Below are 20,764 nucleotides of genomic sequence, written 5' to 3'. Positions count from 1 at the left end.
TGATAAAGATTGCAGATTGACGGGTGGCGACGCACCTTACTCGCGTCTCTCTTCTTGTGTGTACCACATATACATGGAATATGCTGTATTTGATTTTCGGTAATTTTTTTCGCTCTTGCCTCTGGTAAAAAAAGATTATTAAGTTGGTAATAACCAGGGATTTTTCCTATAAACCTATTTTATTATAGTCGTCAAACTATTGGTATAAATTAACAATTGTTTGCAAAACACCTAAAATCATAGGAACATTATCTAGACAATAAACATCAACATCAATAATTAAATTCTTTCCTTCTAATTTAAGAAACCGCCAGACAACGCCAGTAGTTACGCAGCCATATATTGCAGGTATGGAATTGTGTTCGCGTTCGTTAAATAGCTGAGCAGCTACCATTTGTGCTGCACACTGTGGCAGACAAGATTCTATTTCTCCGCCTTTGGTTTCTCTCAATACAAAAACCGGAACTTTTATTTCAAAATCAAACGGCACGGAAGACAATAGAAAGTCGCATTCCCCATTCAATCCCAGCTCAGCATCTACATCAAATGACCAACCAGAAAAAATAGAAAATTGTCGGTTATTCCTTTCTCTAAATTCTAACAGAATAGGAGAAATAATCCGTTCCGAACGTTCTTTTACAGTTGTAACAGCAGTGTTAGAACTAATTTCGATTGCTCTCCAAAGCCATTCGGAGGGTTCTACTGGAACCACCTTGGCACTCAAAAGAGGACTGAGTGATAGCTCCAATCCAAATCGCTCTTCTAATTGTTGGAAAGTAAAGGATTTGTAAGACATATTTCTCTAATCAGTCGGTGAAAATAAAGATTACTTCGAGATAGAAAGCGAGTGGATAAATTCTAAACTCGCTTGTATAGCAACCCTTGCAGGATTTTGTCAACCTCTCTTTTCTTCCTTCCTCTCTATTACCTCGAACTTCGACATCGATCCGTTAGTTAAATCCGTCGAGCGAATCCGTTGCCGAACTTCCCTCTTCCTGCTAAACATTTAACCACTCAAGGAGTACCCTGGGCGCCGGCAACAAAATCATTAACAAAAGCCCGATCGCCATTAGCCCCAAAAAATCCCGCCGATCGTCCAATTCACTGACATCATTCAACGCCGGTTCGTCGTTTAGCGGCGTGAAAAACAAAATAATCGCCCACAGCAGCAAACCCTGTTCCAAAAAAGAAAGCAGCAGCATACAAAGTCTAGCAACTTGCCCGATCGCCATACTCGCTCGCTGGCCGAACATCGCGTGTACAATGTGCCCGCCGTCGAGTTGTCCCACCGGCATCAAATTAAACGCCGTCACGATCAAACCCAAATAACCCGCCACCGCTACCGGATGCAAATCGATCGCAGTTTCCGCATTGAAAGCACCACCCAAGGTTAACTTGCTCAACAAAGTCATCAGCAGCGAAAAACTGGGTTTGAAAGAGTCAAAATTTAACATTCCCGACTTTTCAGACAGCGGTACAATAGTCGAATGATTCAAACCCCAAATCAATAATGGCACTGCCGCAACTAAACCGGCAAGGGGCCCGGCAATACTAACATCAAATAAAGCTCGGCGGTTGGGAATGGGACTCCGTATTTGAATGAAGGCGCCAAAAGTTCCCAAGAAAAAAGGAATCGGAATAAAATAAGGCAAAGTCGTGCGAATTTTGTAAAATCGGGCCGCTAAATAGTGGCCGGATTCGTGAATTCCCAAAAATGTAATTAGAGCCAGCGAGTAAGCCAAACCCTGCAGCAACATTGATGGGTTAGACTGCAAAGCTTGTTCACTAACTCCGGCAAGTCGCGTCCCGACAAGTGTAGTCGTAAACACCGTGATCAGCAGCAAAGCTAATGCAAAAAATGGCCTGGTTACAGATTCGGTTTTGACAGGAGTTTCGCCTGATTGGTGGCTGGGATTGGGAACTATAGCAAAAAAAGGTTGACCGCTCAAGCTGTTTTGAAATACTACTAAAAAGCGATCGCCAAAAAGCCTCTCCACATTCTCCCGAATTGCCTGATAAGCCGCCTCCGGGTTGGTTCGCAACTGTCCGCGACAAATTACAGCCTGTGGTCGAAATTCCAAATCTCGCAAAAAGTAAATTGACCAAGGAAAACAATCGCGCAAACTCGCTTCTTCTGCTGCATTGATCGGGCGCACGGGCGGTTTTGGCTTTGCAGGTTCTGTCTCCGAGTCTGGTAACTGCTGTGCAGTTTCGGCGGTAATTTTCTTGCGCCCCAACTGTACCAAAAACCAATATAAAAAAGGGCAAACCAGAAAAGGTATAATTACCAACTCCGGCGGTACAGTTTTGCTCGTGCCGTAAACTAAAATCCAACCACCCCAAATCAGCGCGGGCGCCATCATTACCAGCCACAGCAGCCATATCGGAGTCCTAGTGATGCGGCTGGTGCCGTTTTGCAACAAGTAGTACGAGATCAGCCCCAATACGAACAACCATAGTAAAAAGAACATAATATTTATCCCATTCCCTTCTGAAATACTTCCTTGAAACAACAGAGTTCAGTCTCCAAACAACCCAGGCCCGTGCTCGACAATATCCTGGCTTTCCCCCCTAACCGGGATACCCTGGGTGCAACAGCCTATTTCATTGTAGAAAACCAAACTAACATCCTGGTGGATTGTCCCGCTTGGGATGAGATTAACCAAACATTTTTGCGGGAACACGGCGGCGTGCGACTGCTGTTTCTCACCCACCGTGGCGCTATCGCCAAGGCGCGGGAGATTCAGGAAGCCACGGGGTGCGAGATCCTGATTCAAGAGCAGGAAGCTTATTTACTGCCGGGTTTGAAGGTGACGGTTTTTGAGCGAGAATTTGTTGTGAGCGATCGAATCAAAGCATTTTGGACTCCTGGCCATTCTCCTGGTTCCTCTTGCCTTTATCATAGTGGCAGCGGTGGAGTGCTGTTTTCGGGTAGGCACTTGCTCCCCAACCGAGAAGCCGCCCCAGTACCGCTGTGGACGCCAAAAACTTTTCACTGGCCCCGGCAAATTAACAGCGTGAAGTCAATTATCGATCGATTTTCGCCAGAAACTTTACAGTATATTTGTCCCGGTGCAAATACTGGTTTTTTGCGGGGAAAAGGCTCGATCGATCGAGCTTTTGAGCAATTAGCCAATCTGGATTTAGCTGCTTGTTTGCAGGCCAAACCTGAACCCTAAATGTATGCTACAAAATCAAAAAATGATCTGACGCGCTAATTAAGCTGTCGCGCATTTAAATTGTATATTCAGGGCGGGCGGGACGCCCAACCCCTACACCCCACAAGATTTTTTTTTGACAGACAATTTAAATGCCGCAACAGCTTATAGCGGTAAGGTGCGCCCTTCGCACCCTACATTATTTTTCAATCTCTTAGAGATGAATTTCGTTGGTGAAGTAGCCGTTTCAACCGCCGATTCTTACCGTGGAAAAAACTGTGGAAAAAACCGAAAAACAAAAAATGCTCGCCGGTGAATTATATTTAGCTGCTGATGAGCAATTAATTTTAGAGCGCCAGCGAGCCCGCCGCCTCGCCAGAACCTACAATTCTACCCGCGAAGACGAACCAGACAAACGGTTAGAAATTCTCGCAGAATGGTTTGGTGCAGTTGGGCCAAAAGTTGAAATCGAGCCACCTTTCTACTGCGACTACGGCAGCAATATTTATGCGGGAAACGGATTGTACATGAATTTTGGCTGCGTGATTCTCGACTGCAATCGAGTTAACATTGGCGAGAATTTGCTGTGTGGGCCCAACGTACAAATTTACACCGCTCTTCACCCCACAGACCCGGAAATTAGACTTTCTGGCCGAGAACTCGCCGCTGAAATTAATATTGGCAATAATGTTTGGATTGGTGGCGGCAGTATTATTTGTCCAGGAGTCACTATTGGCGACAATAGCACGATCGGCGCAGGCAGTGTTGTTGTCAAAGATATTCCCGCAAACGTCGTGGCGGCGGGGAATCCTTGCCGAATCATCCGGCATCTACCTTGATGTGGTACGATCGACACAATCGTGCGATCGGCTCCTTGGAGCTTAACCAAAAAATTTTAGCTATTAGAACAGCCGGTTTGAGATTTTTAACGTAAAATCCCCGAAAAAAATCGTGGAATAAATCTCAAATCTCAAATCTAAAATCGCTTAATTTCTCGTTTCCGGTTTCCACACTACCAAGCTTTTCTTATGACGACTGCAACAGTTTATCCCAACGCTCCCGATCTCTGCACCGACGACTACATAGCAGTCGGTGTAGCTACCTGCTTCATCAAAGAAGAAGGCGAAGTTTTTGAAGTGCAAGTAATAGAAGCTATTCCCTCAGCAGCTTTAGAAGCAATTTTGAAGGGAATTCCCACATCCTATTTAATGATTTGCGGGACGACTTTGGGAGCAGTGCTCGACGGCGAAACACCCAAAATGTTGCCAGAATTCCCGACATCATCTCAGTTTAGTGAAGAATTTGGCTTTCGGGCGATCGCTGCTGCCCGCACTTACAAAATCCGCCCCCAAGCTCAACTTCACATTCCCTTGGGAACAGTTCGCAACGACTTTACTTATTCCTTAGAACGCAAAAGGGTGCTCAACTCCGAGCGCGTCATTCGCACTGAAGATAATGTGAAACAGCACGAACACACTCACAAGGTTCTTTAAACAAATCCCGCAACTGGGGCAATTTAACAGTGCCTCAGCCAGCGGATGCACCGCAAAAAGTTTTGATTTTTGAGATGTAAATAAAATATTTAACAAGTTTTTCCTTCATTAATAATGAACGAAAAATTTTCAATATTTCGTTATCAAGCAATACTGCTGACAGTTTTTGATGACAACCGTAGAATAAGGGTTTTAAGGCGATTCAGCAATCGAACTATCAACTGAAAATCTAGGGTTTCAGACTACGAAGTAAAAACAGTCAGGACTTTTGATTAAGACACACACCAAGCATCTCAACCTAAAAAGTCTACTTCTCACATCACCTAAATAACATCAATTATTAACGCCTGTCAAAAAGAATTAAGTAGTTGATAATTTTTTTTAATTTGTCAAAAAAGTGGTATAATATTATTCCTGTTTAACAAAGTGATATCAAATCGAGTAGCATCAGAATTAATATTACCCACCGCTTTCGACACGGCAGTGCCGTGTCCTTACAATTAATCTGGGTAGGAAAACGGCACGGCCGTGTCCTTTATATCATAAGGAGTGTAACCGCAAACGATAGGAGCCGCTCGGCGGGAAAAATTAAAAAATCCCCGCAATTATTGAATGCTAGTAGTTTAAGACTACTGGCAGGCGGGCGAGTATATCGTAGGTGAGCTAAAGATTTCAATCTCACAAATTGGTCAAACCATGCGAAGCTTTGCGAGAGTAAAGTGGTGGAAATTAACTAGACTATTGCCAGCGGGATTAAAGGGCGAATACCTTATTGGGTACCAAACTGCGCTCTTAATTTTGGGCGTAACAATTCTGGCAGCTAGCATCACTGGTTGTATGAGCTATCAAAGCGTTCGTCGCTTGATTATCACAAATTTAGAGCGAAATGCTTTGTTAGAAGTTAGGGAGCGGGCCAACAAGATCGATCGCTGGCTCGGCACTAGAAAGGCTGAGATCGAAGTCCTCGCCAATACTGCTCCCGTTCGTTCGATGAATTGGTCAGTGGCAGAGCCTTATTTAAAATCGGAAGTAAATCGACTACAAAAATTCCAATACTTCACATTAATTGATCCTGACGGTTCTTATTTCACCACAAAAGTCGGCAGAGCGTTGATTAATGTCAGCGACCGCGCACACTTCAAAAAGGCAATGGCTGGGGAAGTCTATGTTTCCGATCCTACCATTTCTCGCACGCTCAAAGGACAAAGTATTGTTCCCATTTCGGCTCCGGTGTGGTCAAATTCGGCAAATAATCTTGATAAAACAACCGAAAAGCCGATCGGCGTAATGAACGGCGTCATTAGCATGGATCGAATTGCCCAAGTAGTAAGAAAGCTGGAATATGGCCCCGGAACTTACGCTTTTGTTCTCAATTCTCAAGGAGTGCCGATTGTGCATCCCGACGCTCGATTAATCGGAAATATCGACAATTCGGCTCCCAGTCTTTTAGAGTCTGCAGATGCTAATTTGGCAAATGTAGCGCGGGAGATGGTTTATCAAAAAACTGGCATTGTGCTGACTCAAATCAACGACGCCAGAGTTTATGTTGCCTATCTTCCTTTAGAACAAGCTGAATGGTCGATCGCCCTCGTAATTCCCCGCGACAATCTCGAAAAAGAACTCCTTCCTTTCAAGATACTAGCAGTAGCCGCCGGCGTACTTGCTGCAGCAGCTATTTTCTGTGCAATTGTGGCGCTCAAGCTGTTTGCCCTAAATGGCATTCGCAGTCGCACAGAAGCCCTTCTCCACCGCTTGACTGGCCGCATTCGCGCTTGCTTGGAGCTCGATCGCATCCTCCAAACTACAGTAGACGAACTCGGTACTTTACTGAAGCTCGATCGAGCAATTTTCGCATGGTACGATCCCCGACAAGATACTTTAGAATTTGGCTGGGAATATTGCCGGGAAGGTTTGCCGGGGCGCTTGGGAATCTTTGGTGTTGCAGGAGGGCCCTCTGGAGATTTAGCTGCACGGCTTCACCGCTGCGAAACGATACTGCTACATAAAACCGCCGCCCCTGATGCCACAGCGTCTGAGGAACACGCCCATATCGAACTTACAAATAGTCACTACGCAGCAGTACCCGTACTAACCAAGAATCATCGGCTTGGATATCTGTTCGCCTGTGCAAACCGCCGATTTGCGAGTCCCGACGAGGTGCAAGTTTTGGAAGCAATTGCCGACTCGCTGGCGATCGCAATTTCCCAATCCCAACTCCACGGGCAAATTCAAGAAGAACTCAAACTTTTGGAAGAAGTATTAGCCAAACTCAGAATCACCGAAGAGCATTTAGTACAAAGCGAAAAAATTACAATGGTGGGTCAACTAGCCGCCGAAGTTGCCCAGGAAATCAATAACCCGATTAACTTTATTTACGGTCGCCTGATTCACCTCAACGATTATATCAAAGATTTGCTTCATATAATTCGCCTCTATCGAGAACAATATCCCGAACCTGTGCCACGAATTGCAAAAAAAATAGAGATTTGCGACCTAGATTTTATCAGCCAAGAGTTGCCACAAATCCTCACTTTTTTGAAAATAGGAGCCGATGGCATTCGCCAGATAGTCCTGGCTTTGAGGAAATTTTCACTTCCTGATGAAGCCAACAAAGAACACGCCAACGTTAATGAGAGCATCGACAATCTTTTGCTGTTGCTGGCTCACAGACTGGAGCAAAAAATATTAGTAGTCAAGGAGTACAACAACCTGCCGCCAATTTTGTGTTATCCAGGTCAACTGAGCCAGGTATTCGCGAGTCTCATCATCAATGCTATAGATGCAGTTAAAAGTATTGAAAAATCGGCTCAAATTATTACTATCAAAACCGATATTTTCGAGGATGATACAGGTAGGTTTATTGTTGTATCTATCGCCCACAATGGTTCAACAATTCCGCCGGAAATTCAACAAATAATATTTGAGGAGTTTGGCCCTACTAAATCCTTTAAAAAATTTACAGGATTGGATCTGTCGGTGTGCTATAAAATTATTGTAGAATTGCACGGTGGCAGGCTGAAAGTTGAATCTCCGGTGCAACCTCAAATTAAATCTCAAACTGGGGGCGGTGCTGAGTTTATGGTAAAATTGCCGATCGTTTGATATCGCATTTTGCCGCCAGGAAAACCCGTCGCAAATCTTGCTAGTAAGCGGCGCGAAAAGCTTAATTTGGCTTCATAGGATCGTCAATTAAATAATTTCCCTTTTTTCTTGTAGGATGGGCGTCCCGCCCGCCCAGAAAGGACGGGCGGGACGCCCATCCCACAACAGTCATGAAAAGTGGATTTTATTTAATTCTCATCCCATAGTCAAGACTTTAGTCGTCATAAAACGGAGGGCTGAAGTCCTCAGTATAGAGCTAACTATCATTTGTTAAGAAAAATTGATAGCCTAGGATTAGGGAAATAATAAAGGTGCAACCACAGCAAACAACCAGCCTCCCATTACCAAGACTTCCGCAACAATTAATAAATTATTTCTGTTCATTTTCACATTAAGCATTTTCACATTAAGAGCGATCGACAAAAGAGCGAATTTTCTTCCACCAAGCAGCCGGCGAATCTTCCGGGCGATAGGCGGCATCAAACATCGACAAAATTAGCGGCAAACCCCCCACCTTCGCACTCATCAACAAGTGCATTGCCAGACAAAATACCAATACCACCCAACCAGAAGCGTGTAAATAATACCAAACCCGCGTCAATTCCCCAGCCGGCAGCCATTCTTCCTTAACCATACTGCCAGAAGCGATCGCCCAAGTCAGTGCTAGCAACATCAATGTATTCACAATCCGGTGCAAACTGTACCACCAAATCGGTTTTCCCAACTGCGTTAGTTTCCCAAAAGAATCCGGCTGCACCAAGCGTTTTTGGCCTGCGTGGAAACTGTACAATGCAAAAGCCGGCATTATTCCTAACAGCAACATCTTGCCAAAAGTGCCGTGAATCCCGATAATATCTGCAATCTGAGGCACGGGGACTTTGCCAAACCGCCCATCGTAGGTGTTGTAAACCAGAAATGCGCTCAAAATTGCTAAAAGGGCGATCGCAGCGTTAACCCCGTGCAGTAACCTGAGCAGCAATGGCTGGTAGGGTCTAGATTGCGGCATAGTCAATTCTGCTACTTGATAAATAATCTTTTACAGAATATAGCTAAGCGCTGATTTTTTCAACCCTCGCCAATTGTGAAATAAATGTGAGTCAAAAATGAATAGATTATGATAAAAACGCAATTATATCAAAACTTAGTGTAAAATAAAACAGTCAAGAGGAAGACTTTATTTATAACACCTAACATTTTACAAAAATGGATGCAGCCACTACCATTTTACTTTCCTTTGGACTAGCAGCAGATGCTTTTGCTGTCGCTGTTTCGAGCGGTTTAGCAATCAAGCACATGAAGGTAAATAAAGCTTTAAAAATTGCCTTATTCTTCGGATTTTTTCAAGCTTTAATGCCCGTAATAGGATGGTTAATCGGTCTTAGTTTTAGTTTTTTGATAAGACCGATCGACCATTGGATAGCTTTTGGGCTTTTGAGTTTCATTGGCGGGAGAATGATTTACGAATCGCTGCAAGGCGAAGAATGCGAGAAAAAGTTCAATCCCTTAGATACGGGGACTTTGATAACACTGTCGGTGGCGACGAGTATCGATGCCCTCGCAGTTGGCCTCGGATTTGCTGTGCTAAAAACTTCGATCGGCCCTGTCGTTAGTGCGATCGGATTTATTACTTTCTTTTTAGCCTTTGCAGGCGTGTTTATCGGACACAAGTGCGGCAACTTATTTGCAAATAAAATTGAGATATTGGGCGGAGCAATTTTGATTTTCATTGGCAGCAGAATCTTGTTTATGCACTTGACAGAAGTGCCATTAGTTATCGGCAATTAGTCATTAGTCAGTAGTTATTAGTCGAAGAGTGACATCAAAGTCTCTGTGGGCTGCAATTTCCAATTCCCAATTCCCAAAAAATGCTATAACAGCAATATTGTGTTAAAGGATAAAAATTTCGTGCTGAAACTTTACGGCCCAGGTCGCAGCAGGGCCTCAATTGTCAAGTGGTATCTAGAAGAAATAGCGGTTCCCTACGAATTTGTCACCCTGGATATGCAAGCAGGGGAACACTTGCAGCCAGAGTATCTCGAAATTAACCCGATCGGCAAAGTACCCGCGATCGCCGACGGAGATTTTAAACTTTGGGAATCCGGCGCAATTCTGCTGTATTTAGCTCAAAAACATGGTAAAATGCCAGACACTTTGGAGCAGCAAGCTCAAATCGTGCAGTGGGTAACGTTTGCTAACGCTACGTTGGGGCCGGGAATATTTACAGAAGCAACTCGCGATCGCGAAACTCCCAAGTTGTTAAAACCGTTAAATGAAATCTTCGAGAAACAGCCGTTTTTAATGGGTGATGAATTCGGCGTCGCCGACGCAGCAGTCGGGTCAATGTTGGCCTACATTCCGATGATGCTAAAACTCGACCTCAGTGCTTATCCGGCCGTTGTAGATTACATCAAGCGGATCACAGAAAGACCGGCATTCAAAAGTGCGATCGGCGGTAGCTGAAGGAAGGCACTACACGGATTAATTATTCATCTCTCTCTTCTCTTCCTCTGCGGTCTCTGCGGTCTCTGCGGTTAAATCATTCCGAAACAACCGTAAACGAGATCAGCCCAAAAACTCAACACGTAAAATCAGGGGCAATTCCAGAATTGCCCCTGCTTTTATTAAAATCAAACTTATCTAAATCCGACAGCCGCCTGCCAAACAAAAGCCAGCAGCAAGAAAAATACGGGAATGACTGGCAAAACATTAACCAAAGGCTCAAAAATCGAATAAGCTTCGGGCAGTTTTGCTAAGAGTAATGCAGCTTCCATGAATCAACCTACCTATCCAACAGAATTTTCTTGACACTCCTCAGCCTAAAGGCGTGAGGATTTTTAAGACTTTTGAGTCGTGAACAAACCTGACGGTCAACTGAGTACAGTTAGACCGGAGGCTTCTTTTTCCTTTTTTTCAAAGGCTTTTTATAGTGAGGTAGTTCCACCCCCACTTGCTAATATAGTATCAGAGTATTTCCAGATCATCTTGGGGTGTACAAGAATAATTGTCGGTTTCCGTACCTACACCCAACACGCCTTTCATCACGCGGGCGTAATTTATTCGGGGTACTTCGCGCAGCGCTCTGATTAATCCCCTCTAAATATACCGAGGGACTTCCCGGCTGGTAGTTAATATCCCTATTGCTAGGGTTCCCAGGCTGACCACGTATGCACGTTACGTGCGTAGTCATGTCTCCTCAAGAATGTTTTGGGCGTAGACTTTCCCCCAGTCCGGGGGTAGGTTTTTAAATCTTGTCTGATCTCGATAGCATACCACACAAAGCGCGTGGATATGTTTACCCAAATACCTAGGATTTCTGACTTCGCACGGTGTGGAAAAAGCCGTCCTACAACGACTGGGTTTTAAACCCAATTTTCAGATAATTGTCGCATATCTTCACCCAAGGCAATCACGATCGATCGACTGTCGGTGCAAGCCAGTAGGCAAACTCTTCAGTAAATCGATCTGCCAAAATCGCCTCCCGCATCCTCCCAGTAAAGCGAATCAACTCCGTCACATTGTGAATCGCCAGCAAAGTATAGCCCAGCACTTCGTTAGCCCGCGCCAAATGAGCCAAATAAGCCCGACTGAATTTTTGGCAGGTATAACAAGGACAAGACTCATCCAGCGGAGCAAAATCCTCCCGGAACCGAGCATTTTTCAAATTCCAGCGTTCCCCACCAACAAAAGCCGTCCCGTGGCGGGCCAGCCGAGTCGGAATCACGCAGTCAAACATATCTACGCCACTCGCCACCGCCAGCGCCATTTCCCGATAAGTCCCAATCCCCATCAAATAACGCGGTTTATTTGCCGGCAACAGAGGCGCAGTCACCTTCACAATCTCTGCGATCAAATCCCCCGATTCCCCCACACTAACCCCGCCGATGGCATAGCCTGGTAAATCCAAATCTACCAACTGGTTCGCCGCGCGCGATCGCAAATCGGGGAAAACGCCCCCCTGGACGATGCCGAACAAAGCTTGATCCGGGCGCGAGTGAGCTTGAATGCAGCGTTGCAGCCAGCGGTAAGTGCGATTTGTGGCAGCCTCCACCTCCTCCCGTGTAGCGGGGTAAGGGGGACACTCGTCAAAGGCCATAATCACATCGGCGCCCAACTGATTCTGAATTTCGATCGATCGTTCCGGCGTCAAATTAATCATGCGGCCATCGCGGGGAGAGCGAAAAGTCACCCCATTCTCAGAAATAGTCCGCATTTGGCTCAAGCTAAACACCTGAAAGCCACCCGAATCCGTCAGCATCGGGCCCGGCCAAGCCATAAATTTATGCAATCCACCTGCGCCTGCGACAATCGCTTCCCCCGGCTGCAAATGCAAGTGATAAGTATTTGCCAAAACCATTTGAGAACCCGCCGCCTCAAGATGTGCCGGTGTCAAAGTTTTGACATTAGCTAGCGTCCCCACTGGCATAAATTTAGGCGTTTCCACCACACCGTGGGGAGTCGCAAAAACCCCTGCACGCGCTTGGGTATGGCTGCAATTAGCCTGACATTTAAAAGAAAATTTCGCCTTGTCCTCAGTCATTAGTCCTCGATGCTCGTTAACCGCTACTCGGCCGTCCGTGTTATTTGAGATGTTGCACCATTCTCAATTACTTGTTTAGGAACAGGCTTTTCGGCCTGTTCCACAAGAAAATTCACTCTTTGTGGAACAGGCCGAAAAGCCTGTTAAGCGAGAATGGTGCAAGATGTGAGTGTTATTTAATCTATTGTTGATGACATCGCGACAAAAAAAACCATGACCCCGCCCAAAAACGGAGACAAGTTTCCGACAATCGTCGTGGAGGGCAAAAAATTTTAGACCTTAGTTCTATCTCCCAGATTCACGGCGCTGCGAGTAAATCTAAAATCTAAAATCTAAAATCTAAAATCGAGTGACTGACCATTAAAAGGGGGAATCATCTTCGTCCAATTGCAGATCCCAGTTGCCTGAGAGTACCTGATCGACAACCGCATCCAAAGCCGCAGCATTTAAATTCCGGGCGAATTGCTCTTGCAAAGGATTGGAGAGGGGAATTAACCGCAACAGCCGTCCGTCTTGAACCAGGTCAAAATAAGCACCATCTTCAGGAGACTGTTTCAGTTCCAGGTAATCAAAACTATACACGTTCAAATAAAGCGCATGGTTGGCAATCAGGGTAGAACGCTGGGGGTTGGCGAAGACTTCGAGTACATAACCTTCCCCTTCGCTATAAATCTGGCCATCTTGTATGTGAAGGTAGCGGACACGTCCTAAATCAAACAGCAATCTTTTGATATCGCGTTTGTTGACGACGATCCCTGTATCGATGATGCAAGGAGCAACTACCCTGTTATTCAATTGATCGTGACTCATGGAGTAAAAGCCTCTGTTGTAGTATTTTCCCGTCTTGAAAATCAGGGAGTTAGCTAGAATTCTTGGTACGGGAAACGCGGATCTTGAGTTTAGTCTTTTTAGATAGGGAGCTTGGGGATCGCTGCCGACAGAGGTTTTCCGGGGAAAAGAGCGGGCGACAGGAGGAATGCTCGATCCAAAAAACTAGGGTGTTACAGTCCAATTCTGGCACACGCTAATCGATTGACAACTGCATACCAGATGAAAAATTTTCTATCTTATGGTGCATGATAAATGGGTTCGCTCTACGATCGACTTTTTCCGGAATCAAGGCGCTGCCATCGCAGCCGCAGTCGCTTTTTATACTTGTTTGCCGGTACCGGTGTCTTGGACTTTGGAGTTTCGGGGCATTGCCCGCTTGGCACCGGCGATCGGGCTTTTGATTGGGGGGATGGTGGGACTGGCGGATGTTGGGTTGCAGTTGTTGGGAATGCCTGCTCTGACTCGATCGGCCTTGGTGGTAGTTTTGGGCATCGCCGTGACTGGCGGGCTGCACCTAGACGGGGCAATGGACGCGGCGGACGGACTGGCTGTACCCGACCCCGTGCGTCGGCTGGAAGTCATGCGGGACAGCGTTACAGGAGCCTTTGGGGCGATGGCTGCGATCGCGATCGTGCTGCTGAAAACTGCCGCTCTCTCGGACTTGAATAGCTATCGGTGGCTGGCTTTGATGGGTGTCGCGGGTTGGGGGAGGTGGGCCCAACTGGTGGCGATCGCCCGCTATCCCTATCTCCGGGCCGAGGGTAAGGGAGCTTTTCACAAGGAATCGATTTATTCTCCTTTTGATTTTATACCGGGAGTGCTGTTGCTGCTGAGTTTGAGCGTGGTGCAAGTTGTCTTGGATGGCGATCGGTGGCTGTTGGCGGTGGGGATGGCTTTGGGGGGAAGTGCGATCGGAATTTTTGCCGGAGCCTGGTTTAACCACCGTTTGGGCGGCCACACGGGCGATACTTACGGTGCCGTAGTCGAGTGGACGGAGGCTTTATTGCTGTGTCTTTTGGCAGCTTTGGAAGGTTAAATTGTTTCTGAGTTAACGGCACCATTCTGCATCATCCAAACGAAAAAGCTGAGGATTTGCTCGACAGGGGGCAGAGGATAGACGGATAAGTCGATCGTCACAGTTTGATTTTCGAGTTTGATAAATTGCCATTGAATGCCATTACTCACGCTCCCATAGATGATGGGGATGTTTTTTTCTTTGGCTTGATTGAAGCGTTGAGCGGCAACCATTTCGGCAATACACTGACCCAATCCGCTTTTGAGGTCGGTCTTTTTTGCTTCGACAATTACAACGGCGGGGGCTTCAATTTCTAGGACTTCGGACGATCGCGTCAGCAGAAAATCAAACACTCCATTCAGTCCGACAGCTTCGTCGATGGTGAAGTCTTCGCCGGAGAAAAGGCTAATTTGGCGATCGAGAATCCGCCTCACTTCCAGCAGTACGGGATAGATAATTCCTTCCGATCGCGCTTTTTCACTTCCCGATGTAGCGACGATGGGGAGGCTATCTTTGAGGGTGCCGCTGAGGATGTCTGAGGGTGCGATCGGGTTTAGCGGAGGTATAAAGCGAGAGCCTTCTTGGACTGTGAGACCGAAAGCTTGTTTCGCTTTGGCGATCGTAGTAAATTGACTGTATGGCATAATTTTTTCTAGTTGACCATTATAGGTTTTGTTTCGCTATTAATTACTGTAAATGATATTAATCGCGGCTACAATTCTCCTCGAACGGTACGGTGTTGCAAGGGAAATAAGTCATCGAGTTGAGTGACGGATTATTGGTCGGGTTGTCGAGTTTTGTCGAGTACATTGCGAATCGAAACTCTACCCAACCAAAACTGGCGTTGCTGATTTACGGTATGAAGGGCTAAATATGCAAGTCATAGAAACCACTATCTACAAAATTTAATTAAACTTAACTATTGTTTTTGAAGCTTTTACCTAGGGTTCAAGCATTATTTTCAACCAATTTAACAAATAGTAGTGAGATTAGCGTGCGCCAAGACTTTGCAGGTGACGAGAAACCGGGTTTCTGCGACAAATTTCGGTTGAGTACGAAAAATACACTCAGAAACCAGGTTTCTGAGATCCTGCGCTATAATTCCTGTCGTTGGGTGGCGATAAACCGGATTTTTTCACCTAATACCCTGACTGTCATGGCATATTTTGGTTGAAAAACCCGGTGCTAAATGAATGGAAAATGCAACTGCAAATTTTCCATTCATTCTCAATTTTTACGCTTTCGGCTCAACCCAAACCGTCATCCCCTCAACCCTCAAACCTTTGCCGCGAGTGCCGCAATATTGACCGTTAGCAGTAACAGGAGTATCGCCCACATTCTGGATGTGAGCCGTATAAAATACGTCGTATTTATCAGCTTGCGGCCCTGTCAGTCGCGTGGCAAATCCCTCAATCCGCTTAGCTTTGCCCCGGAAACCGGCTAACTCTCCTTCCGAGATCCAAGCAGTATCGCCAACTCCTTCAACGTGAGCCATGTACTGCAAATTTAAACCGGCAACGGGAGGCTCTATTTTAATTTGAAATCCTTCGACGCGGCGGCCTTGAGCTTTAGTACCCGCATATTCTCGATCGCTAAAAGTTCGATCGCCAATTCCTTGAATGTGCGCCAACACTTTTAAACCCACAGGCGCCACTGTTTGGGAACTCGCAGACGGCGCGAGCCAAACTTTGATACCCTCTATTCTCAAAGCTTTGCCGCGAGTACCGCAATATTCGCCGTTGGAGGACACGTCGGTGTCGCCGATATTCTGAATGTGAGCGCTATAAAATACGTCGTATTTATCAGCTTGCGGCCCGCTCAACCGCACCGCAAATCCTTCAATTCGTTTCGCTTGACCCCGAAAACCGGCCAATTCTCCTTCGCTAAGCCAAGGAGTGTCGCCAACACCTTCGACGTGAGCCATGTACTCGACATTTAAGCCGGGAATTAGCGGGTCGATCTTAATCGCAAATCCTTCGACACGACGCCCTTGAGCTTTAGTACCCGCGTATTCTTGAGAACCGAAAGTTCGATCGCCAATTCCCTGAATGTGCACCAAAACTTTGATTCCCAAACCGCCCTCTACTGCCACCGGTTGTTGAATGTCCCGAGGTGCCCCAAAAACAATGTTCCCGGAACCGGTTGTCTGAAGAGACTTAGGTACTTCCACGCTGGGAACAATAATTACCTCGTGCATGGGGACAGAAGGCGCGGGGGATTCCAAAATCTGGATCTGTGGCGCAACTGTAACTTGTTTCGGTGCCACATTTCCTGACGGGATGACAATCACTTCTGGCAAAGGTTCGGCGCTGATTTTTTGTTCTGGCGCTGGTTTAAATGCGGGTTCGACTTTTGCAGGTGCTGCTTTTACCATCTCAGCAATGGTTAATTTGCCTCTGGAAATGGCTACGGCTATTTGTTTGCCAAAAGCGGCGCTGACTGTTTCTTCGAGGATTACCCACTGTTCGTCATCTAATTTGTCTTGCTGTTCCACCAGGGCGAGCACTGCTGAAACTGGGTGTTTGCCGCTGACTAAGGATTCTGCGTCGGAATGCAGTTGAGTTGGGGTGGATTCGGAAATCGCGCGCTGCAGTTCGCGGGCTCTGGCATGAACTGATTGTAAGGGCGCGAAGTCGCTTTGTTCGCGGTGGGCGATCGCCAATACTCGATCGATCACTTTCAATGCTGCATCGCGAATTTCTGCTTTTCCTTCAGAAGCGGAGGCAGTCTCGACTAAGTTTTGAATCTCTTTGAGGGAAGTAATTTCCCCTGGTGCGATACCGGATTTGTTGAGATCGAGAGCTTGTTTTTGGACTGCGGCAAAGTTGCGGCTGTAGGCGGCTACTTCTTGCAGCAAGCTGTCAGAGGGAGGAAGCCCGGACTCTTGCAGTTGTTTTGCTGCCATTGATAGGCGATCGGCCAAATTAGCATAAGTTTCCGATAGTCGGGCTATTTGTTGTAGCAAATCTTTATGTGGTGCTTCCATATGTCTTGCAGTAAATATTTAACTTGCTGATTATAGACGTTGAGCGTCTTCTGAAGGTAGAAGGCAGTAGTCAATGGATTTTAGATTTTAGATTTGAGATTTTAGATTGAAGCCTTGACCGCACGGATAAATTCGGGGGCTCCTTTATCGGATACAGGTTTTTTATTTCTGGACGGATGAACCCGGGGGCTTGTATCCTAGATGCTTTCGGTCATTAGGATCGTCAATTAAATAATTTCCCTTTTTTCTTGTGGGATGGGCGTGCCCCCCCACCAGTATGGACGGGCGGGGCGCCCATCCCACAACAGTCATGAAAAGTGGATTTTATTTAATTCTCACCCTTAGTCATTAGTCCCAGGGAAGAAGAAAAATGCTCCCCCTCTCCGACTCCTCCACTCGGATACTCTCCGACTCCCCCACCCAGACACCCGGACACTCTCCGACTCCCCACTCTCCGACTCCTCCTCTGGTATCCCCCGCGTGATCTCCGTCACAACAGTGCAAATACTTAGTCACACTCTGCGACTCCGGCTGTCACGAGTGGCCCGTCACAATGTCACACCTATTGAGCAATAGCCGTCACTGCTGATTCTGTGAAAACATTCGATACTTAGGCTTGAACCAATAAAATCCCGAAGTGTTATGGTACTAATTCGCGACCTCGCCCAGCAAGCTCTGGCTCTGGGCTATCTAACCCTTGAAGCCGAAAATCAACTGCGGCGGATGTTAACTACCACCCAGTATGACTTGGAAGACTTAAATGCTTTTATGGCTTTGCAACTAGCAGCTATGTCTGGAGGAGTGAAACAAGAGTCTCGCGAGCTAAAAAAGTTTGAAATCTTTGGCGAGACGGCTTCCGAAACTTCCTGTTAGTAATTAGTTGGCTTTTGATTAGTTAAAATTTAGTAAGGGACATTTTTACCGTGCAGGTTCGTGAAGTTGTAAAACAAGCTATTGCCGCTGGATATCTGAGTTTGGAAGCAGAAAATGAAATGCAGAAGATTTTTTCCTCAGCCAAGTGTGATTTGGAAGATTTGAATGCTTTTATGAGCTTGCAGTTAGCTGCGATGGCGGGTCGGGTGAGGCAAGAGTCTTTGGAATTGATAAAAATGCCAAATTTCCATGATAGGAATTAATTTGTTATTCAATCATCTGGGGATATAAATATTAAGCTTTATTTAAAATTACGGGTGAAAGCATATAATTATTGGCTGATTTATATACTAATTAATTTAAAAAATATTGGTATTTTGCTTCAATGGGTGTTAAGCAAATTCACTAAAATTGAAATAAATATTAAAATGAAGATTTAAGTGGATAGTGAGGACTTCACTCATCAAAGGTCAGGCTGGATGACCAGACCTGTCAAGGCGTAGTCACAGTGTTTGTTTCGTACAAGTTTATCATTATTATTATTGAGATGTTATTTATGATTAATTATCTATCAAATCGAGAAGATTTATCGATCGCCCCAAGCAGAGATTTCCAGCTTTTTAGCCACTTTTTAGCCGTTGCATAATTGCGGGATGATTTTGATTGTTTTTTTGTGGAATGGACTCTCGTAAGCTGTTGCGGCATTTAAATTGTATGTCAAAAAAAATCAAAGTCTTGTGAGGTGGGCGTCCCGCCCGCCCTGAATATACAATTTAAATGCGCGACAGCTTAGCCCGAAAGCGTGTATTTTCACCGCAGGCGGAACACCCCACAATATATTAGTCTCAACTTAAGCTTTTAGTCCGCCAGTCCTCCCGCTCACCCGTCAGTCCGCCAGGGAATGAATTCCCTGTCGAGAGAGCAAAAGTCCTCTCAAAGAGGACTGAAGAACTCATTAGTCCTCATAGCGAGGACTTTCGCTTTGATGGAGACTCTTGTTGAAACCCGTGCTGGAATAAGGGTTTAACGTTAAGTTAACACCAATGCCCACAATAATCATCCTCAAATTGTGTAACGCTCCTTTTTCACCTTATTGACAGATATGGCTGGGATAATGGCAAACAATTTACGATCAATGATTAACTGGGGTTGGTATGAAACAGCTAATATTATTTTCCCTCCATCGACCGTAATAAAGTTAGTTCGTAGTGAGTAATTTAACCGTCATAAAACTAGCTCGTACTTCCTTCGTCACTACAAACGTTATAACGGTTATAATACCCGATTTTATATCATCACTGAGACTATTTCCTACGACTTCGACGCTCTAACTCTTTAATTACTCTCAGAACAAACAGCGACATTAAAGCGCCAATTAAGGCCAGTTGCCACAACCCGCATCCTGCAGCAGTTCCTAAAGCTGCTGACACCCAAATAGCGGCGGCAGATGTGAGCCCGTGAACTTCAACTTTGCCTATTTCATGTCGATTTTGCCGCAGGATTTCTCCGCCTCCCAAAAACCCAATCCCGGCAGCAACGCCTTGAATTACGCGCGCTACAGCATCTCCTCCGTTTTCATTTTTCCCCATTGCCAGCGGCATTAAAACAAACAGCGCACAACCCATACTAACTAGCATATGAGTTCTCAATCCCGCTGGTTTATTTCTGAGTTGGCGCTCCCATCCAATAATTCCGCCAACAAACATGGCTAGGCACAACCTTAAAAGTATGCCTAGCCAATTATCGGGAGACCACAAGTTAGCGATCGACAATGTTTTACTGCAAATAATTGATTCGGAAGATACCAATATTAGCGGAGCACGATGTCCGATCGCAATCTCACTGCCAAATCTTGTTCCGGGCGAATCACCAGCACGTCAACGCTGCGCCGCCCCAACAATACTCCAGCTAAAGCGCCGATCCCAACGCCTCCCAATACTTCTTCAGTCGCGATCGCTTTGTCGCCGGTAATGCCTGCGAGTGCAGCCGCAGCAGCAGCACCCAAGGCTGCACCTTGCGCTACTGAACCTGTGCCAGCACCTTTTTGGACTCTTTCGGTTCGGGTAATAATTCCCGAATAGCCATCAATCCGATAGCGTTGGCGGCGGCTGATAATTAACTCTCTGGCAACAAATTGAGTACCGATTTGATTGCCTCTTCTGACAGGTTGCAGTGCCCCGACTATCTGGCTGCCTCCGGGGATTAATACTCTGCCTTGAGGTGTGCGGATGTCTTGCGCTACTGTTAAAGTTAAAGGTGAAGTTTCTTCGCGGGTGACAACTATTTTGTCTTTTTCATACCTAACTGGAATTACACTGCCCGACGGAATTCGGATGCTATCAAATTGGGAAATTCTTTGTTGGGCTTCTGCGGGAGTAGCTACCACCAGCGGCGCGCTGGTTCCCACTGTAATGCCCAGTGCGAGGATTGCTGCTGTTGCTGAACGCCATTTTTGAGAAGTAATCATATAAATTGTCTCCTTGCTTCGGTTTTTGTTTACTTAGGAACGCACTACTGCTAAATTTGTTTCTGGTTTCGCATTCATCTGATGTTTTGATTATGGCAGGCTGGAATTCTACCAGTTGGGAAGATAAGGTTGATAATCAAGAAGTTGAAAATTTGGAAAAATCGAGAAAATCCCCAATACAGGGGCGATCGGGAAGATAAGGAAGATAGTCAACAGTCAATCGATTTTAGATTTTAGATTTTAGATTTTAGATTAAAGAATTGAAGCATTGACCCCACCGATAAATACGTTCGGCAAGTTTC

19 protein-coding genes are annotated in these 20,764 nt (G+C 45.8%); 9 read left to right on the top strand and 10 right to left on the bottom strand.

From position 1 onward, the window contains the following. Positions 1–196: 196 nt before the first annotated feature. Positions 197–796: a hypothetical protein gene (locus QT987_RS12050; protein WP_333240080.1), complete on the bottom strand. Its 600-nt coding sequence runs from the start codon at positions 794–796 to the stop codon at positions 197–199. A gap of 202 nt (positions 797–998) precedes the next feature. Next, positions 999–2,471 (bottom strand): site-2 protease family protein, encoded by a 1,473-nt coding sequence (locus tag QT987_RS12045; RefSeq protein WP_333240078.1) that lies wholly within the window; start codon positions 2,469–2,471, stop codon positions 999–1,001. A gap of 33 nt (positions 2,472–2,504) precedes the next feature. Between QT987_RS12045 and QT987_RS12040 the strand changes: the two genes are divergently transcribed. From QT987_RS12040 to QT987_RS12025, 4 genes are all read left to right on the top strand, one after another. Then, on the top strand, positions 2,505–3,179 hold the full coding sequence (locus QT987_RS12040) for an MBL fold metallo-hydrolase (protein WP_333240076.1): 675 nt from the start codon (positions 2,505–2,507) through the stop codon (positions 3,177–3,179). A gap of 257 nt (positions 3,180–3,436) precedes the next feature. Beyond that, on the top strand, positions 3,437–3,997 hold the full coding sequence (locus QT987_RS12035; RefSeq protein ID WP_333240075.1) for a sugar O-acetyltransferase: 561 nt from the start codon (positions 3,437–3,439) through the stop codon (positions 3,995–3,997). Between the two features lie 189 nt (positions 3,998–4,186). Continuing rightward, positions 4,187–4,651, top strand: a complete 465-nt coding sequence (locus QT987_RS12030; RefSeq protein WP_333053853.1) for a hypothetical protein — start codon at positions 4,187–4,189, stop codon at positions 4,649–4,651. An 837-nt stretch (positions 4,652–5,488) separates the two neighbouring features. Next, positions 5,489–7,753, top strand: coding sequence for a cache domain-containing protein (locus tag QT987_RS12025; protein ID WP_333240073.1), 2,265 nt, complete (start codon positions 5,489–5,491; stop codon positions 7,751–7,753). Positions 7,754–8,159: 406 nt separating this feature from the next. On the opposite strand, the gene QT987_RS12020 is transcribed toward QT987_RS12025, so the two are convergent. Beyond that, positions 8,160–8,759 (bottom strand): cytochrome b/b6 domain-containing protein, encoded by a 600-nt coding sequence (locus QT987_RS12020; RefSeq protein WP_333053851.1) that lies wholly within the window; start codon positions 8,757–8,759, stop codon positions 8,160–8,162. Between the two features lie 197 nt (positions 8,760–8,956). Between QT987_RS12020 and QT987_RS12015 the strand changes: the two genes are divergently transcribed. Further along, positions 8,957–9,538 carry a manganese efflux pump MntP family protein gene (locus QT987_RS12015; RefSeq protein WP_333240070.1) on the top strand — a complete coding sequence of 194 codons (582 nt, stop codon included), beginning with the start codon at positions 8,957–8,959 and terminating at the stop codon, positions 9,536–9,538. Between the two features lie 120 nt (positions 9,539–9,658). Further along, the gene (locus QT987_RS12010; protein ID WP_333240148.1) at positions 9,659–10,213 is read left to right on the top strand and encodes a glutathione S-transferase family protein; all 555 of its coding nucleotides are present in this window, start codon (positions 9,659–9,661) and stop codon (positions 10,211–10,213) included. A 173-nt stretch (positions 10,214–10,386) separates the two neighbouring features. Here the strand turns inward: QT987_RS12010 and QT987_RS12005 are convergent, their stop codons facing one another. The 3 genes from QT987_RS12005 to QT987_RS11995 form a co-directional block, all read right to left on the bottom strand. Then, positions 10,387–10,524, bottom strand: coding sequence for a photosystem II reaction center protein K (locus QT987_RS12005; RefSeq protein WP_006634808.1), 138 nt, complete (start codon positions 10,522–10,524; stop codon positions 10,387–10,389). A gap of 635 nt (positions 10,525–11,159) precedes the next feature. After that, on the bottom strand, positions 11,160–12,290 hold the full coding sequence (gene tgt, locus QT987_RS12000; protein ID WP_333240068.1) for a tRNA guanosine(34) transglycosylase Tgt: 1,131 nt from the start codon (positions 12,288–12,290) through the stop codon (positions 11,160–11,162). A gap of 360 nt (positions 12,291–12,650) precedes the next feature. Next, entirely contained in the window at positions 12,651–13,100 is a 450-nt protein-coding gene (locus tag QT987_RS11995) for a hypothetical protein (protein ID WP_333053847.1), read from the bottom strand. Between the two features lie 259 nt (positions 13,101–13,359). On the opposite strand from QT987_RS11995, the gene cobS reads away from it, so the two are divergent. Then, a complete protein-coding gene (gene cobS / locus QT987_RS11990; RefSeq protein ID WP_333240066.1) occupies positions 13,360–14,157 on the top strand; it encodes an adenosylcobinamide-GDP ribazoletransferase in 798 nt (265 codons plus the stop codon). On the opposite strand, the gene QT987_RS11985 is transcribed toward cobS, so the two are convergent. Together QT987_RS11985 and QT987_RS11980 are read right to left on the bottom strand one after the other, a co-directional pair. Then, entirely contained in the window at positions 14,154–14,780 is a 627-nt protein-coding gene (locus QT987_RS11985) for a hypothetical protein (protein ID WP_333240064.1), read from the bottom strand. The genes cobS and QT987_RS11985 overlap by 4 nt on opposite strands. A 590-nt stretch (positions 14,781–15,370) precedes the next feature. Next, on the bottom strand, positions 15,371–17,122 hold the full coding sequence (locus tag QT987_RS11980; protein WP_333240062.1) for a hypothetical protein: 1,752 nt from the start codon (positions 17,120–17,122) through the stop codon (positions 15,371–15,373). 642 nt (positions 17,123–17,764) lie between these two features. Here QT987_RS11980 and QT987_RS11975 point away from each other — a divergent pair. Then, positions 17,765–17,995, top strand: a complete 231-nt coding sequence (locus tag QT987_RS11975) for a hypothetical protein (RefSeq protein WP_242723336.1) — start codon at positions 17,765–17,767, stop codon at positions 17,993–17,995. 50 nt (positions 17,996–18,045) lie between these two features. Continuing rightward, positions 18,046–18,258 carry a hypothetical protein gene (locus QT987_RS11970; RefSeq protein ID WP_333240060.1) on the top strand — a complete coding sequence of 71 codons (213 nt, stop codon included), beginning with the start codon at positions 18,046–18,048 and terminating at the stop codon, positions 18,256–18,258. A 1,041-nt stretch (positions 18,259–19,299) separates the two neighbouring features. On the opposite strand, the gene QT987_RS11965 is transcribed toward QT987_RS11970, so the two are convergent. Both QT987_RS11965 and QT987_RS11960 read right to left on the bottom strand, forming a co-directional pair. Beyond that, a complete protein-coding gene (locus QT987_RS11965) occupies positions 19,300–19,701 on the bottom strand; it encodes an MgtC/SapB family protein (protein WP_333240058.1) in 402 nt (133 codons plus the stop codon). A gap of 104 nt (positions 19,702–19,805) precedes the next feature. Further along, positions 19,806–20,462, bottom strand: coding sequence for a hypothetical protein (locus tag QT987_RS11960; protein WP_333053838.1), 657 nt, complete (start codon positions 20,460–20,462; stop codon positions 19,806–19,808). Positions 20,463–20,764: the final 302 nt, after the last annotated feature.

This window comes from Microcoleus sp. SVA1B4 (genome assembly GCF_036700545.1).
In the GTDB taxonomy this organism is placed as follows: Bacteria; Cyanobacteriota; Cyanobacteriia; order Cyanobacteriales; family Microcoleaceae; genus Microcoleus.
The sequence above is the reverse complement of the archived record's forward strand: the minus strand, read 5'-3'. Positions and strand labels throughout refer to the sequence as shown.